This is a genomic window from Janthinobacterium sp. PSPC3-1 (assembly GCF_049896105.1).
In the GTDB taxonomy this organism is placed as follows: domain Bacteria; phylum Pseudomonadota; class Gammaproteobacteria; order Burkholderiales; family Burkholderiaceae_D; genus Janthinobacterium.
The window spans coordinates 1-16,061 of sequence record NZ_JAFCTQ010000013.1 but is presented as its reverse complement, the minus strand read 5'-3'; the positions used below and the strand labels follow the sequence as shown (position 1 = coordinate 16,061).

Annotated in this window: 12 protein-coding genes; 3 read left to right on the top strand and 9 right to left on the bottom strand. The window is 63.8% G+C overall.

Annotation, left to right across the window (positions count from 1 at the left end; translation table 11 throughout):
* Positions 1-31 precede the first annotated feature (31 nt).
* Positions 32-1,786 carry an allantoate amidohydrolase gene (locus ACP7B7_RS15305; RefSeq protein WP_426077196.1) on the top strand — a complete coding sequence of 585 codons (1,755 nt, stop codon included), beginning with the start codon at positions 32-34 and terminating at the stop codon, positions 1,784-1,786.
* Here the strand turns inward: ACP7B7_RS15305 and ACP7B7_RS15300 are convergent.
* The 8 genes from ACP7B7_RS15300 to ACP7B7_RS15265 all read right to left on the bottom strand — a co-directional run bounded on the left by ACP7B7_RS15300 (position 1,783) and on the right by ACP7B7_RS15265 (position 13,003).
* Positions 1,783-3,159 (bottom strand): tetratricopeptide repeat protein, encoded by a 1,377-nt coding sequence (locus ACP7B7_RS15300; RefSeq protein ID WP_426077195.1) that lies wholly within the window; start codon positions 3,157-3,159, stop codon positions 1,783-1,785. The genes ACP7B7_RS15305 and ACP7B7_RS15300 overlap by 4 nt on opposite strands.
* A gap of 24 nt (positions 3,160-3,183) precedes the next feature.
* Entirely contained in the window at positions 3,184-4,419 is a 1,236-nt protein-coding gene (locus tag ACP7B7_RS15295; RefSeq protein ID WP_426077194.1) for a Zn-dependent hydrolase, read from the bottom strand.
* A 14-nt stretch (positions 4,420-4,433) separates the two neighbouring features.
* On the bottom strand, positions 4,434-5,825 hold the full coding sequence (gene hydA / locus ACP7B7_RS15290) for a dihydropyrimidinase (RefSeq protein ID WP_426077193.1): 1,392 nt from the start codon (positions 5,823-5,825) through the stop codon (positions 4,434-4,436).
* A gap of 35 nt (positions 5,826-5,860) precedes the next feature.
* Positions 5,861-7,345, bottom strand: coding sequence for an NCS1 family nucleobase:cation symporter-1 (locus ACP7B7_RS15285; protein ID WP_426077192.1), 1,485 nt, complete (start codon positions 7,343-7,345; stop codon positions 5,861-5,863).
* 126 nt (positions 7,346-7,471) lie between these two features.
* A complete protein-coding gene (gene preA, locus ACP7B7_RS15280; protein WP_426077191.1) occupies positions 7,472-8,752 on the bottom strand; it encodes an NAD-dependent dihydropyrimidine dehydrogenase subunit PreA in 1,281 nt (426 codons plus the stop codon).
* Positions 8,752-10,119, bottom strand: coding sequence for an NAD(P)-dependent oxidoreductase (locus tag ACP7B7_RS15275; protein ID WP_426077190.1), 1,368 nt, complete (start codon positions 10,117-10,119; stop codon positions 8,752-8,754). The genes preA and ACP7B7_RS15275 overlap by 1 nt, the downstream gene beginning before the upstream one ends.
* Before the next feature lie 44 nt (positions 10,120-10,163).
* Positions 10,164-11,666 carry a CoA-acylating methylmalonate-semialdehyde dehydrogenase gene (locus tag ACP7B7_RS15270; protein WP_308922918.1) on the bottom strand — a complete coding sequence of 501 codons (1,503 nt, stop codon included), beginning with the start codon at positions 11,664-11,666 and terminating at the stop codon, positions 10,164-10,166.
* 8 nt (positions 11,667-11,674) lie between these two features.
* Complete coding sequence (locus ACP7B7_RS15265; RefSeq protein WP_426077189.1) at positions 11,675-13,003, bottom strand: aspartate aminotransferase family protein; 1,329 nt, start codon at positions 13,001-13,003, stop codon at positions 11,675-11,677.
* Between the two features lie 241 nt (positions 13,004-13,244).
* Between ACP7B7_RS15265 and ACP7B7_RS15260 the strand changes: the two genes are divergently transcribed.
* Both ACP7B7_RS15260 and ACP7B7_RS15255 read left to right on the top strand, forming a co-directional pair.
* A complete protein-coding gene (locus ACP7B7_RS15260) occupies positions 13,245-14,678 on the top strand; it encodes a PLP-dependent aminotransferase family protein (RefSeq protein WP_426077290.1) in 1,434 nt (477 codons plus the stop codon).
* Between the two features lie 10 nt (positions 14,679-14,688).
* On the top strand, positions 14,689-15,378 hold the full coding sequence (locus ACP7B7_RS15255; RefSeq protein ID WP_308922920.1) for a TetR/AcrR family transcriptional regulator: 690 nt from the start codon (positions 14,689-14,691) through the stop codon (positions 15,376-15,378).
* Between the two features lie 30 nt (positions 15,379-15,408).
* Here ACP7B7_RS15255 and ACP7B7_RS15250 read toward each other — a convergent pair whose 3' ends face one another.
* Positions 15,409-15,987 (bottom strand): FxDxF family PEP-CTERM protein, encoded by a 579-nt coding sequence (locus tag ACP7B7_RS15250; RefSeq protein ID WP_426077289.1) that lies wholly within the window; start codon positions 15,985-15,987, stop codon positions 15,409-15,411.
* Between the last annotated feature and the right edge of the window lie 74 nt (positions 15,988-16,061).

Here is a 16,061-nt window from a genome sequence, read left to right as displayed (position 1 = left end):
CTATCATCACCGCTTGCATGATTGGATACCCATGACTTCCCTTTCCGACCTGAACGCCAGCAGCGCCGAACAGTTTGTCCAGCAACTGCACGGCATCTACGAACACTCGCCCTGGATCGCCCGCCGCGCGGCAGCAGCAAGGCCGTTTGCCAGCCTGACGGCGCTCAAGCGCGAACTGCAGCGGGTGCTGGGCCTGGCCTCGCCTGCCGAACAGCTGGGCCTGATCCGTGCCCATCCGGAACTGGCCGGCAAGGCCGCGATTGCCGGCCAGCTGACGGCCGAGTCCACGCGCGAACAGGCGAAGTCCGGCCTGCACCTGTGCAGCGCGGAAGAATTTTCCACTTTGCAGCGCCTGAACGCCGACTACAACGCCAGGTTCGGCTTCCCCTTTATTCTGGCCGTGAAAGGCCCGACCGGCGAAGGCCTGACGCGCCAGGACATCATCACCACCTTCGCGCGGCGCCTGAAAAACCGCCGGCCCGACGAGCTTGCCGAATCGCTGCGCCAGATCAAGCGCATCGCCGAACTGCGCCTGAACGACCTGCTCGATGTCCGCCTGCCTTTCGGCCCGGCCATCATGCGCCACTGCGAAACCCTGGCCGGCCACAGCGACAGCAGCTACAACCTGACCTGCGCCTACATGACGCCGGCCCACCAGCAGACGGCCGCGCAACTGGCCGCCTGGATGCGGGAGGCCGGCATGCAGGTGACGGTAGACGCGGTCGGCAATGTGGTGGGGCGCCATGAGTCGAACGTGCCGGGCGCGAAGACCCTGATGACGGGCTCGCACTACGACACCGTGCGCAATGGCGGCAAATACGATGGCCGGCTCGGCATCGTGCTGCCGATCGCCGTGGTGCGCCATCTGCATGAACAGGGAGAAAAGCTGCCGTTCCACTTCGAGATCGTCGGCTTTGCCGAGGAAGAAGGCGTGCGCTTCAAGAGCACGTTTTTGGGCAGCACGGCCGTGACGGGCAAGTTCGACCTGTCCTTGCTGGAGCAGCTCGACGCCGATGGCGTGAGCATGCGCGACGCCCTGGGCGCGGCCGGCCATGACGCAACAAAGATCGGCGCCATCGCGCGCAATCCCGCCGACCTGCTCGGCTATGTGGAGGTGCATATCGAACAGGGACCGGTGCTGCTGGAACGCGACCTGCCGCTGGGCGTGGTGACGGCGATTGCCGGCAGCTCGCGCTACCTGGTCAAATTGAACGGCCTGGCCAGCCACGCGGGCACCACGCCGATGACCATGCGCCGCGACGCCGCCAGCGCCGCCGCCGAAATCATCCTGCTGGTCGAGCAGCGCTGCAACCAGGGCGAGGCCCTGGTCGGCACCGTCGGCCAGCTGAACGTGCCGAATGGCTCGGTCAACGTGATCGCCGGCGCCTGCCAGCTGTCGCTCGATATCCGCGCCGCCAGCGACGCGGTGCGCCAGGCTGCCGTCGACGACATCCTGGATGGCATCGCCGCCATTTGCGCGCGGCGCCAGGTCGACGTCGACCTCGAACTGCTGCTGTCGGCCAGTGCGGCGCCGTGCGCGCCATGGCTGATGACACAGCTGGAATCGGCGGTTGCCGCCGTCGACGTTGTGCCTTACAGCTTGCTGTCCGGCGCCGGCCACGATGCCATGGCGATGGCGGCCATCACCGACGTGGCCATGTTGTTTACGCGCTGCGGCAATGGCGGCATCAGCCACAATCCGCTGGAAACCATGACGGCCGACGACGCCGATATCGCGGCGCAGGCGCTGCTGCATTTCCTGTGTAACTTCCAGCCAAAAGTTTAACGATGCTGCTGGCGCCACAGCGCCAGTTCTTCGGCGACGTGGCTGATCAAGGGCGCCCAGCCACCGATGGCGGGCTGGCGCAACAGCCGCATGGCCGGATACCACGGCGTATCGAGGCGGCCCACAAACCAGCGCCAGTCCGGCAGGTAGTCGGGCAGCAGCAGCCAGCATGGTTTACCGAGCGCGCCGGCCAGGTGGGCCACGGCCGTATCGACGCTGATCACCAGGTCGAGGTTGGCGATCAGTGCGGCCGTATCGGCCATATCGGTGAGCGCCGCACCGCCGGCGGCCAGGCTGAAGGCAGCCGACACATCGTTCTCGCCAGCGCCCTTCTGCAGGCTGACAAATTGAATACCATCCACCGCCGCCAGCGGCGCCAGCGCATCGAGCGAGGCCAGCGAGCGCGCATCGTCGTTTTCAAATTGTGCATTGCCTTTCCAGGCCAGCCCCACGCGCAGCCTGGCCGGCGGCAAACGGCAGGCCCAGTCCTGCACCGCCGGCGTCTGCGCATGCAGATAGGCGACGGATGACGGTATCGTTTCCAGCGTGGTGCCGCACAGGCCGGGCAGGCTCAAGACCGGTGCCCAATAGTCCCAGCCTTCCGCCGGCACCGCCTCGCCGATGGCCAACACGGTATCGACATCGGCGAGGGTCTGCAACAGCGTTTTCAGCGGCGCATGGCACAGGATGGAGACGCGCGCCGCGCCCAGCTGGCGCAGCACGGCCCCATAGCGGCACAGCAGCAGCATGTCGCCCATGCCCGCCTCGGGACAGATCAGGATGGATTTGCCGGCCAGCGCTTCGCCCTGCCAGCGGGGAAAACGAAAATAGTCGCCAAAGGCAGTCGGCTGCGGACGCGCTTCCAGCATCCGCCAGCCTTCAGGCAGACGGCCCTGGCGCAGCAGCAGATAGGACAGGTTGTAGCGCGCATTGGCATAAGCAGCATCGAGTTCGATGGCATGGCGGTGGCAACGTTCGGCCTGGGTCTCGCGCTGCAGGGCAGCCAGCAGCGCACCGAGATTCGACCAGGCGGAAGGCAGTTCCGGCGCCAGCGCCAGCACACGCCGCATAAGGCGCTCGGCCTCGACAGGACGGCGCAGCCGCATCAACAGCGCCCCCAGGTTTTGCAGCAGATGCACGTCGTCGGGTGTTTGCGCCAGCGCCCGCAGATAATAACCTTCCGCTTCCTCGAAACTGCCCTCCTGCCCGCGCATCCAGGCCAGGTTAGCCAGCGCAAACACGTTGCATGGGTCCGACTGCAAGGCCAGCTGGAAGGCCGCCTCGGCGCCAGTCGCATCGCCGGCGGACAACAGCTCGCCGCCGCGCAGGGCGTGCGCGGCGGCGAGCGGCAAGATGGCGTCAGGTGAAATCATGGCGCCAGCATAGCACCGCCGGCGCTACACGGCGACGGCACGCTCCAGCATCGCCAGCAGCAGCACATTGCAGCCCGCTTCCAGGTGGCCGGGTTTGGCGTCCTCGATTTCATTGTGGCTGATGCCGTCCTTGCAGGGCACGAAGATCATGCCGGCCGGCGCCAGGCGGGCCGCGTAGATGGCGTCATGGCCCGCGCCCGAGACCACGTCCATCACGGAATAATCGAGTTGCTCGGTGGCGTTGCGCACGGCGCCCACGCAGTCGGGGTGGAAAGGCGTCGGCGCGAAATACGACACTTGTTCGAGCGTGATGCCGAGACCCGTGTCACTCTGCGTGCGCCCGATAAAGGCGCGGATATCCGCGTCCATGGTGTCGAGCAGCTCGTCATTCACATTGCGCAGGTCGATGCTGAATTTCACTTCGCCGGGGATCACATTGCGGCTGTTCGGGAACACCTGCACCATGCCGACCGTGCCGCGGCCATATGGCGGGTAGCGGTGCGCAATCGCGACGACTTCCTGCATGATGCCGGTGGCCACCTGCAGCGCATCCTTGCGCAGGCCCATTGGGGTCGGACCGGCATGCGCCTCCATGCCGTTAACGGTGCAGTCGTACCAGCGCAGGCCCATCACGGCCGGCACCACGCCGATGACGATATCGGCGTCTTCCAGCACCGGACCCTGCTCGATATGGGTTTCAAAATAGGCGCCGATCGGATGGTCGCCCGGCACTTGCGGACCCTTGTAACCGATGCGTTCCAGTTCCTCGCCGACCGTCTTGCCTTCGGTATCCTTTGCCGCATACGCGGTTTCCAAAGAGAACGCGCCGCAGAAGACGCCCGAGCCCATCATCACCGGCACGAAGCGCGATCCCTCTTCATTGGTCCAGAAGGCGACCTCGATCGGCGCCTGGGTCTTGATCTTCAAATCGTTCAAGGTGCGCACCACTTCCAGGCCGGCCAGCACGCCGTAATTGCCGTCGAACTTGCCGCCCGTGGGCTGGGTGTCGATATGGCTGCCCGTCATCACCGGTGGCAAGGTGTTGTCCACGCCGTCGCGGCGCATAAAGACATTGCCGATCTGGTCGATGGTAATGCTCATGCCGGCCTCGCGGCCCCAGCGCACCACCAGGTCGCGGCCCTGTTTGTCGAGGTCCGTCAGCGCCAGGCGCTTGACGCCGCCTTTTGCCGTCGCGCCGATCTGCGCCAGTTCCATCAGGGAGTCCCACAGGCGTTCGCCGTTGATACGCAGTTCAGTCATAGTCAACTCCTTCGTTATACGGTGGTGGCGGAAAAAGCCGGGCGTTCGATATAGCGCCCCGCCCCTTCCACCGCCATCAGTTCACCCTTGTGGAACACCACCTTGCCGGCGGCAATCGTGGTGACGGGAATGCCGCGCACGGTGCGCCCTTCGAAGACATTGAAGCCGCCCTTGGCAAACTGGGTGGCGGCCGAAATCGTGCGCGTGCCTTGCGGGTCCCACAGCACGATATCGGCGTCGCTACCTGGAGCGATCACGCCCTTGCGCGGATAGATATTGAAGATCTGCGCCGCATTGGTCGAGGACACCTTGACGAATTCGGACGGCGTGAGCGTGCCGGAATTGACGCCCGCATCCCACACCACGGCCATGCGTTCCTCGACGCCGCCGCAGCCGTTCGGAATGCGCGTGAAGTCGTCCTTGCCGGCCGCTTTCTGATCAAAGCAGAAGGTGCAGTGGTCGGTGGCGGTGGTGTGCAGGTTGCCGCTTTGCAGGCCGTGCCACAGCGCCGCCTGATGGTGCTTGCCGCGAAACGGCGGACTCATGACGTGGCCGGCCACGTAGTCGAAATCGTCGCTCTGGTACACGCTGTCGTCGATCACCAAATGGCCGGCCAGCGCCTCGCCATACACGCGCTGACCGTTGGCACGGGCGCGGGTAATCGCGTCGAGCGATTCGGCGCAAGAGACATGAACGATATACACCGGGGTATTCAAGACATTGGCGATCGCGATGGCGCGGTTGGCCGCTTCGGCCTCCACCGCCGGCGGGCGCGACAGCGGGTGCGCCTGCGGCCCCGTAATGCCTTTTTTCAGCAGGTCCTGCTGCAGCTGGTAGACCAGTTCGCCGTTCTCCGCATGCACGGTGGGAAGGGCGCCCAGCTCCAGCGAGCGGGTAAAGCTTTTGATCAGCGTCTCGTCGTCTGCCATGATGGCGTTCTTGTAGGCCATGAAGTGCTTGAAGCTGTTCACGCCATGCTCGCGCACGAGCAGGCCCATCTCTTCATGTACCTGCTCGCTCCACCAGGTGATCGCCACGTGAAAGGTATAGTCGCCGGCCGACTTGGCCGACCACGCGCGCCACTGGTGATAGGCCTCGATCAGCGACTGCTTCGGCGCGGGGATGACGAAGTCCATGATGGTGGTGGTGCCACCGGCCAGGCCGGCCGCCGTGCCCGTGAAAAAGTCGTCCGAGGTCACCGTGCCCATGAAGGGCAGGTTCATGTGCGTATGCGTGTCGATCCCACCCGGCATCACGTACAGGCCGGCCGCGTCGATGATGGTGGCCCCGGCAGGGACAGCAAGATTGTCACCGACGGCGGCGATCAGATCGTTTTCGATCAGCACATCGGCGCGAAAGGCCCGGTCGGCATTGACGACGGTGCCGCCGCGTATCAGGGTAGTCATATTGCTGTCTCCTTTTTTAATGAAACACGAGCAAATCAGGCCAGCGGCGCTTGCTGCAAGCGCGCCGGCGCCTTGCCCTTCATCATGACGCCGTAGACCACGGCGGCAATCGCCACGCCGACGAACCAGGCGTAGGTATAAATCGTCTTGAATGCTTCGCCCACGCCAGGGAAGGCTGCAGGAAACGCGGCGTTCAAAAAGCCCGGAATATTCGGCAGCACGGCGATGATGAACGCGACCAGCGCGGCCATGTTCCAGCCATTGCCATACGAGTACACGCCATCGTCGCGGTACAGCTGCTTCACATCGAGCTCGGTCTTGCGCACAAAATAATAGTCGACGATCAGGATGCCGGCGATGGGGCCCAGCAGCGCCGAATAGCCGATCAGCCAGGTGAAGATATAGCCCTGGGTCGATTCGAGCACCTTCCACGGCATCATGACGATGGCGATAAAGGCCGTGATATAGCCGCCCATCTTGTACGACACTTGCTTCGGCGCCAGCGATGAGAAATCATAGGCAGGGCCGACCAGGTTGGCGGCCAGGTTGACGCTGACGGTGTCGATCAGCAGGATGATCAGGGCGATCAGCACGGCGGCGCCCGTCATGCGGCTGGCCAGGTCGACCGGATCCCAAATGGCCTTGCCGTACATGACGACCGAGCCGGCGGTGACGATCACGGCCAGCATCGCCAGCAGGCCCATCGGCACCGGCAGGCCCACCGACTGGCCGATGATCTGGTCGCGCTGGGTTTTCGCAAAGCGCGTGAAGTCGGGGATGTTCAGCGCCAAGGTGGCCCAGAAGCCCACCATGGCCGTCAGCGACGGCCAGAAGACGACCCAGAACTGGCCGGCCTTCTTGCCGCCTTCGATGAATTGCGACGGTTGATCAAGCAGGCTGCCGACGCCGCCGGCCTTGCTGTGCACCCAGTACAGCAGCACGAAGCAGATCAAAATTTTCAGTGGCGCGGTATACGTTTCCAGCTTGCGGATCGCCTCCATGCCATGCAGGATGTAATAGAACTGGATCGCCCAGAACGCCAGGAAGCACAGCAGCTGGCTGCCGTTGATGCCCAGGCCGGAGATCTTCTCGCCGCCCAGTTCATGGCCCAGCAGCACGCCCATCAGGGTGTAGATCATCTGGCCGCCGAACCAGGTCTGGATGCCGTACCAGCCGCAGGCGACAATCGCGCGCATCAGCGCCGGCAGGCGTGCGCCGGTGGTGCCAAACGAGGAACGCGCCAGCACCGCATACGGAATGCCGTACTTGGTGCCGGCATGGCCGATCAGCAGCATCGGCAGCAGCACGATGGCGTTCGCCAGGAATACCGTCAGCACCGCCTGGTAGCCGGACATGCCGCTATCGATCAGGCTGGCCGACAGGGTGTAGGCGGGAATGCACATCACCATACCGACCCACAGCGCGGCGAAGTGATACCAGCGCCAGGTACGTTGGGCGGCCGTGGTGGGCGCCAGATCTTCATTCCATAGCTGCGTGTTGCCTGAATAGTCGTGGTTCACAGGTAGACTCCATCGGTAGCGGGATACGGCAAAGGGGAACTGCGGCAAGGGAACTGCATCAAGCAATCGAGCTTACCGCAATCAGCAGGGAATGTTTATATATTAAACACACGCAAAAAGCATGCCCTACGCCGTTTCCAACACCGCCCGCGGGTTTCGTGGATCCTGGGTCCAGTTCATGTACGGCTTGCCCGTGGTCTGCGGCACCATCGTGATGCAGCCCTGCACCGGACAGGTGATTTCGCACAGATTGCAGCCCACGCATTCTTCCTTGATCACCTCGTAGGTGCGCGTGCCGGCCGCGTCGATCAGCTGCGCGATCGACTGGTGCGAAGTGTCTTCGCAGGCCACGTAGCACTTGCCGCATTTGATGCAGTCGTCCTGGTTGATCTGCGCGATCACCTGGTAGTTCATGTCCAGGTATTTCCAGTCGGTCGTGTTGGCCACGGCCTTGCCTGAAAAATCGCTGATGCGCTCATAGCCCTTCTCGTCCATCCAGCGCGACAGGCCGTCCTTCATCTCGTCGACGATGCGAAAACCATGCAGCATGGCGGCGGTGCAGACCTGCACGCAACCGGCGCCCAGCGCCAGGAATTCGGCCGCATCGCGCCAGTTGCCGATGCCGCCGATGCCGGAAATCGGCAGGCCATGCGTGAGCGGATCGCGGGCGATCTCGGCCACCATGTTCAGCGCAATCGGTTTGACGGCCGCGCCACAGTAACCACCGTGGGTGCTGGCGCCGCCGACAATCGGCAAGGCCACCATGCGGTCCAGATCGAGCGAAGTGATCGAGTTGATGGTGTTGATCAGGGAGACCGCGTCGGCGCCGCCGGCCTTGGCGGCGCGGGCCGGCATGCGCACGTCGGTGATATTCGGCGTCAGCTTGACGATCACCGGTAATTTGCTGTGCTTCTTGCACCAGCTAGTGACCATCTGCACGTACTCGGGCACCTGGCCCACGGCCGCGCCCATGCCGCGCTCCGGCATGCCGTGCGGGCAGCCGAAATTGAGCTCGATGCCGTCGGCGCCGGTCGCTTCCACTTTCGGCAGGATATCGGCCCAGTAGTGCTCTTCGCACGGCAGCATCAGCGAGACGATCATGGCGCGGTCGGGCCAGTCTTTTTTCACCTGCGTGATTTCGCGCAGGTTGATCTCCAGCGAACGGTCGGTAATCAGTTCGATATTGTTGAAGCCGACCACCTCGCGGTTCTTGCCGTACAGGGCGGAATAGCGCGACGAGACATTGACGGCGGCCGGGTCTTCGCCGAGGGTTTTCCACACCACCCCGCCCCACCCCGCTTCAAACGCGCGCACCACGTTGTAGGCCTTGTCGGTCGGTGGCGCGGAGGCCAGCCAGAAAGGGTTCGGCGCCTTGATGCCGCAAAATTCGATGCTGAGATCAGCCATTATGCAGCCTCCACTTTATTCAAGATATCGGAATGGATGGCCAGTGCGGCCAGCTTGCCATGCTGCACGGCTTGCACCGTCAGGTCCTGCCCCGGCGCCACGCAGTCGCCGCCCGCATAGATGCCGGGCAGCACGGTGCGAAAACCCGCGTCAACAAAGATCTTGTCGCCTTCGCGGCGCAAGAGCGCCGCCATCGGATCGACCAGCACCTGCGTGTCGAAACTCTGGCCGATGGCCTTGAAGATGGCGTCGGCCGCCACGTCCAAGGTTTCGCCGGTGCCGGTCAAACGCGTGCCGTCCAGCGCTGTCTTTTCAAAGCGCATGCCGGCCACCTTGCCTTCTGCGTCCAGCAGCACCTGCTGCGGCTGGGCCCAGGTCAGCATGCGCACCTGGTTGGCCTTGGCGATCTCCTGCTCATGGTGGGTGGCCGTCATGGCGTCGAAGCCGCGGCGGTACACCAGCGTGACTTCCCCGGCGCCCAGGCGCTGGACCTGCACCGCCATGTCAATCGCCGTATTGCCGGCGCCGATGACGATGGCGCGCTTCGGCACGGGCAGCGCGGCCAGGTCGTCGGCCTGGCGCAGCGCGCTGATATAGTCGACCGCCGCCAAGAGGCCCGGCGCCTCTTCGCCCGTCAGCCCCAGCTTGCGGCTGGCACCCAGGCCCAGGCCCAGGAACACGGCGTCGTACTGCGCATGCAGCTCGCGCAGCTGCAGGTTGTCACCCAGCAACTGGCACCATCGAATGGTGATGCCTCCTATCCCCAGCAGGAATTCGACTTCCTTCTGCGCGAAGTTATCCGTCAGCTTGTATTTGGCGATGCCGTATTCATTCAGCCCACCCGCTTTGCTCTCTTTTTCAAAGATCACCACGTCATGGCCCAGCATGGCCAGGCGGTGCGCGCAGGACAGTCCCGCCGGACCCGCGCCGACGATCGCGATGGTCTTGCCGGTGGCGGCCGCCCGCTTGAACGGATGACTGGCAAACCGCATGTGGTCGACCGCATAGCGCTGCAGCAGGCCGATTTTCACGGGCTGGCCTTCGGCGTCGTGGTTGCGCACGCAGACGTCCTCGCACAAGATCTCGGTCGGGCAGACGCGGGCGCAGCTGCCGCCCAGGATATTGCTTTTCAAAATACCGGCCGCAGCGCCATTGATATTCTTGTCGTGGATATTGCGGATAAAGCTGGCCACATCGATTTCGGAAGGGCAGATGCGGCTGCAGGGCGCATCGTAGCAATACAGGCAGCGCGCGCTTTCGATGGCCGCCTGGCGCGCCGTCAAGGGCGGCGCCAGGTCCGTAAAGTGGCCGGACAGTTCGGCACTGGGCAGGGCCGCATGCGGCAAATAATTCAGGGATTCGATCATCACGCTTTCCTCTTGTTAGCTACGGTAAATGGTGGGTGACGCCCTTACTTCATCTGGGGAAAAGCAAATTCCACACCAGCACTTGCCGTGTTCGGCCAGCGCTGCATCACGGCCTTGTGGCGCGTGTAGAAGCGCACGCCTTCCGGGCCATACGCATGGTGGTCGCCGAACATGCTGCGCTTCCAGCCGCCGAAACTGTTGAAGGCCATCGGCACCGGCAGCGGCACGTTGACGCCGACCATGCCGACCTGGATCTGGCGCACGAATTCGCGCGCCACGCCGCCGTCGCGCGTATAGATCGCCACGCCATTGCCATACTCGTTGGCGTTGATGAGGTCCACCGCATGCACCACGTCGGGCGCGCGCAGCACGCACAGCACCGGGCCGAAAATCTCTTCCTTGTAGATGCTCATGTCGGGCGTGACGTGGTCGAACAAGGTGCCGCCAACGAAGAAGCCGTTCTCGCGCCCCGCCACCACATGGTTGCGGCCATCGACCACCAGAGTCGCGCCCTGCTCCACGCCTTCGCCTATCAGTTTTTCGATGCGCTGCTTGGCGGCACTCGACACGACCGGGCCCATTTCCGCACCATGCTCCATGCCGTCGCGCACTTTCAGTGCGGCCGTGCGCGTTGCCAGTGCAGTGACCAGTTTGTCGCCCGCGTCGCCGACCGCCACCACCACGGAAATGGCCATGCAGCGCTCGCCGGCCGAACCGTAGGCCGCGCCGATCAGCGCGTCGACCGTCATGTCCATGTCGGCATCGGGCATCACCACCATATGGTTTTTCGCGCCGCCCAGGGCCTGCACGCGCTTGCCGCTGGCGCTGCCGCGCGCATAGATATATTCGGCAATCGGCGTCGATCCCACAAAGCTGATCGCCTGCACCACCGGGTGGTCAAGCAAGGCGTCCACCGTCACTTTATCGCCCTGCACCACGTTGAAAACGCCATCGGGCAAGCCCGCTTCTTTCAGCAGCCTGGCATGCAGCAAGGACGCCGACGGATCGCGCTCGGACGGTTTCAATACAAAGGTATTGCCGCAGGCGATGGCGACCGGGAACATCCACATCGGCACCATCACGGGGAAGTTGAATGGCGTGATGCCGGCCACCACGCCCAGCGCCTGGCGCATTGACCAGGCGTCGATACCGCGCGAAATCTGGTCCGTGAATTCGCCTTTCAACAGTTGTGGAATACCGACGGCAAATTCCACCATCTCGATGCCGCGCGCCACTTCGCCCTGGGCGTCGGCAAAGGTCTTGCCGTGTTCACGCGTCAGCATGGCGGCAAATTCATCGGTGTGCTGCTGGCACAACTGCAGGTAGCGAAACAGCACCCTGGCACGCGTCAGCGGCGGCGTGGCGGACCACGACGGAAAGGCGGCGGCGGCGGCCTGCACGGCCGTGTCGACATCTTCCGCAGTGCCCAGCGCCACGCGGGCCACCGGCTCGCCCAGGGCGGGGTTGTAGACGTCGCCGTAACTGCCACTTTTTGTGTCGACCTTGGCGCCGTTGATGTAATGGGTGATGGTGTCGAGATCGTTCATGATGCTCCTTAGTCGAGATTTTTCAACACGGTGGCCAGCTTGCCGAACAGCTCGTCGATATGCTGTTTTTCCAGCACCAGCGGTGGCGACAGCGCGATGATGTCGCCGGTGGTGCGTATCAGCACGCCGTCGGCAAAGGCCTGCTTGAAGGCGGCAAAGGCGCGCGTGCCGGGCTTGCCGGCGATGGGATCGAGCTCGATGCCGGCGATCAGGCCGATGCTGCGCAGGTCGATCACATGCGGCAGCCCTTTCAATGAGTGGACCGCATCCTGCCAGTAGGCCTGCATGCTTTTCGCGTGGCCCAGGATGTCCTGTTCCTCGAACACCTGCAGGGTCGCCAGCGAGGCGGCGCAGGCCAGCGGGTGGCCGGAATAGGTGTAGCCATGGAACAGCTCGATGCCGGGCGGCGCGTCCATGTAGGCGTCGTGGATATATTGTTTGCTGAACACGGCGCCCATCGGCACCATGCCGTTGGTGAGACCCTTGGCGGTGGTCATCAGGTCCGGCTCGACCTCGAAATAATCGGCCGCGAACGGCGTCGTCATGCGCCCAAAGCCGGTGATCACTTCGTCGAAGATCAGCAGGATGCCGTGCCTGGTGCACAGTTCGCGCAGGCGCTTCAAGTAACCCTTGGGCGGAATCAGCACGCCGGTGGAGCCGGCCACCGGTTCGACGATGACGGCGGCAATCGTCGAGGCGTCATGCAGGGCGACGATGCGTTCCAGTTCGTCGGCCAGGTGGGTGCCGTATTCGGGTTCGCCCACCGTGTAGGCGTTCTTTTCCAGGTTGTGGGTGTGCGGCAAATGGTCCACGCCGGCCAGCATGGGGCCGAAGGTCTTGCGGTTGCCGGCGATGCCGCCGACGGAAATGCCGCCAAAGCCAACACCGTGATAACCGCGCTCGCGGCCGATCAAACGCGTGCGCCCGCCCTCGCCGCGCGCCTTGTGGTAGGCCAGCGCGATTTTCAGGGCCGTGTCGACGGCTTCGGAACCGGAATTGGTATAGAACACGTGGCCGAATTTATGGCCCGTGTAGTCCATCAGTTTTTCCGCCAGCTCGAAGGCGGCCGGATGGCCCATCTGGAAGGTGGGCGCGAAGTCGAGCTGGCCCACCATGTCGCGGATGGCGCCGACGATCTTCGGCTGCGCATGGCCGCAAGGCACGCACCACAGGCCGGCCGTGCCGTCGAGGATGCTGTTGCCGTCGACGTCCTTGTAGTACATGCCTTCGGCCGACACCAGCAGGCGCGGATTGGCCTTGAAGTCGCGGTTATTGGTAAACGGCATCCAGAATGCCGACATCGATTCCGGCCTTGCCGTGTGGCTCAATTCGCTCATGAAACTCTCCCAGGAATGCTGACATGCCGCCAAACATTGTTTTTGACGGTGCGTAAAATAATTTACCAGTTGGCAAAAAGCTGATGTAATAATAGGCAGGCCAGCGTCGATAAGCACAGATACACAAACGGCAAAAAACCCCAACCGTACAGGTCATAAAACCACTACAGTTTTTGTGCAGGCAGCATAAGGAGCCACCTTGAAGCACAACGAAGAGGCGGAGCAAGTGCCGGAAGCCGCAATGGAAACAGGGAGCGGCTGGCCGGTGCTGGAAATCGGCCGCCACAAGAAAGGCGGGCTGGTCGAGCAGATCGTGATCGCCATCAGCGTGATGGTGGGCAGCCGCGCCTTGCGCATCGGCACCCGCATGCCGTCGGTGCGCCAGTTTGCCAAATGCAATGGCGTCTCGACCTTCACCGTGGTCGAGTCGTATGACCGGCTGGTCAACCTGGGCTTGCTGTCCTCGCGGCGCGGCTCCGGCTATTTCGTGGCGCGCCACGACGTGGCGGGAGCGCCGCACGCCGCCGCCCACGCCAGCGCCAGCCCGAGCGCCATCGACGCCCTCACGCCGGACCTGTATTCGGGCGTGTCCGAAGCGCTGCCGGTGGGCGCCGGCTGGCTGCCACCGGAAATGTATGGCGAAGCGACCATCCTCGACGCCGTGCGCCAGGCCATGCGCATCCCGGCCAGCCGGCTGCGCGGCTACGGCCATCCGCTGGGCTTTGCCTCGCTGCGCCAGCACCTGGCCAGCACTTTGTCGGAAGAACTGTTCCAGGTCGAACCGGACCAGGTATTGCTGACACACGGCGCCACCCACGGCTTTGATCTGATCCTGCGCAGCCTGACCAAGCCGGGCGACACGGTGCTGGTGGAGGACCCCGGCTACAGCAATCTGCAGTCGCTGATACGCCACCACGGCTGCATTCCGGTCGGCATTCCGCGCGGCGAGGCTGGGCTCGATCTCGATGCGCTGGCGGAGGTGGCCGCACGCACGCAGCCGAAGATCATGTTCGTCAACACGGTGCTGCAAAATCCTCTCGGCACCTCGCTCAGCCAGGCGCAAGCGCACCGGCTGCTGGCGCTGGCCGAGCAGTTCGATTTCTGGCTGGTGGAAGACGATATCTACCGCGAACTGGCCGCGCGCGGCGAGGCGTCGCTGGCGGCGATGGACGGCTTGCGCCGCGTGATCCGCGTCGGCAGCTTTTCCAAGACCCTGTCGCCGGTGCTGCGCGTGGGCTCGATCTGCGCCTCGCCGTCGCTGGTGGCCGAACTGGTGCGCGTAAAAATGCTGGCCGGGCTGACCACCTCGGAAATCAATGAGCGCGCGGTGCTGCACGCGGTCTCGGCGCGGCCCTACAAGCGCATGATCGAGCGGCTGGTGGCGCAGCTCGACGCGGGGCGCGAGCGCAGCATCGACTGCCTGGCGCAGGCCGGCATGGCGCCTGTGGCGCGTCCGCGCGGCGGCATGTTCGTCAGCGCCGGCTGGCCCGACATTCAAACGCCGCAGTGGAACGGCAAGCTGGTGGCCGACCTGGCCCTGAAGGCGGGCATTTTGCTGTCGCCGAATGAATTTTTCATGCTGCGTGCACCCGAAACCGTGTGGTTCCGCTTCAACGTCGCCTACACCGATAGCCCAGTGCTGCAGGCATTCCTGCAATCGATACGCCCACGCTAAAGACCCTACCATGGCCAGCGACAAATCCCCTGCCCCGCAGCTGAAAAGCGCCAGCGGCCGGCGCATGCAAAACCGCGACCGCCTGGAAAGCGACATCCTGCGCCAGGCCGTGCGCGTGTTCGCCGAAAGCGGCTACGAAGGCGCGGCTATCGCCACCATCGCCGAACGGGCCGGGCTGTCGAAGCAGAACCTGATGTATTACTTTCCCACCAAGCAGCAGCTGTACCAGCGCGTGCTCGACGATGTGCTCGACGACTGGCTGGCGCGCATGGACCTGCTGGCCAACCCGGAGGACGAACCGCGCGACGTGCTGCGCGCCTATATCAGTGCCAAGCTGCGCTTTTCACGCGAACAGCCGTGGGCCTCGCGCGTGTATGCGCTCGAAGTGATCAATGGCGCGCCGCTGTACGGCGAACAGATACGCGAACGGGTGGTGCCGCTGCTGCGCAAGGACATCGCCGTGTTCGAGCAATGGATAACGGCCGGCAAGATCGCGCCCGTCAATGCCACCCACCTGATGTTTGCCATCTGGGCCATGACGCAGTCGTATGCGGATTTTTCGGCGCAGATGGCGCTGGTGCTGGAACGCAAGCAGCTGCTGCGCCAGGACTTCGACGACGCCGAACAGCTGATCACGCGGATGGTGCTGGCGGCCGTGGCCGTGCCGGTAAACTCGACCGGCGAAAAAAAACCGCCGTGACCGGCGGTTTGTGAAACAGGCGGCGCAGGCTTACGCCGCGGCCTTGTGCTTGCGGCGGCGCACGGCGAAACCGACCAGGCCCAGGCCGGCCAGCAGCATGGCGTAGGTGCCTGGTTCCGGTACCGGCGAGACGGCGGCCGCGAAACCGGTCACGTCAGTCGCCTGGAAGGCGGTGCCAGCGTCAGCGTGCAGGGTGGTGCTCGACGCCCAGTTGCCGACCACGGCGCTGCCGTGGATATCGCCGCCGCTGCTGGTAACAGTTGCCAGAGGCGCCAGGACGGTACCATACAGTGCTACACTGCTGAAATCCAGCGTGGTTGCTTCATAGAAGTTGTATAGCACATTGTAGTTGCCGAAACTGCCACCGCCCTGCATCTTGACATTGGTGCCGCTAACATTCAGGATCAGCGTTTCTTTCGCGCTCAGATTGGCGAAATTGAAGTAGTTCACCGCAGCCAGATCGGTCGACTTGATATCGAATACCTGCACGTTACCGCTGCCGCCGGTCAGCGTCATGCCGCCGTACTGCACCGTCGTGGCACCCGTCTTTGCAACTGCAGCCAGCGCCGTCGAGGTGCTTTTCATCGTCGTCGACAAGTCGGCGAATATAGTGGATCCACGATTTGAGACAGCAGTTTAAGCTATGGTCCTCAACGGAGGATGGCAGGGAATGACAGAAGCAA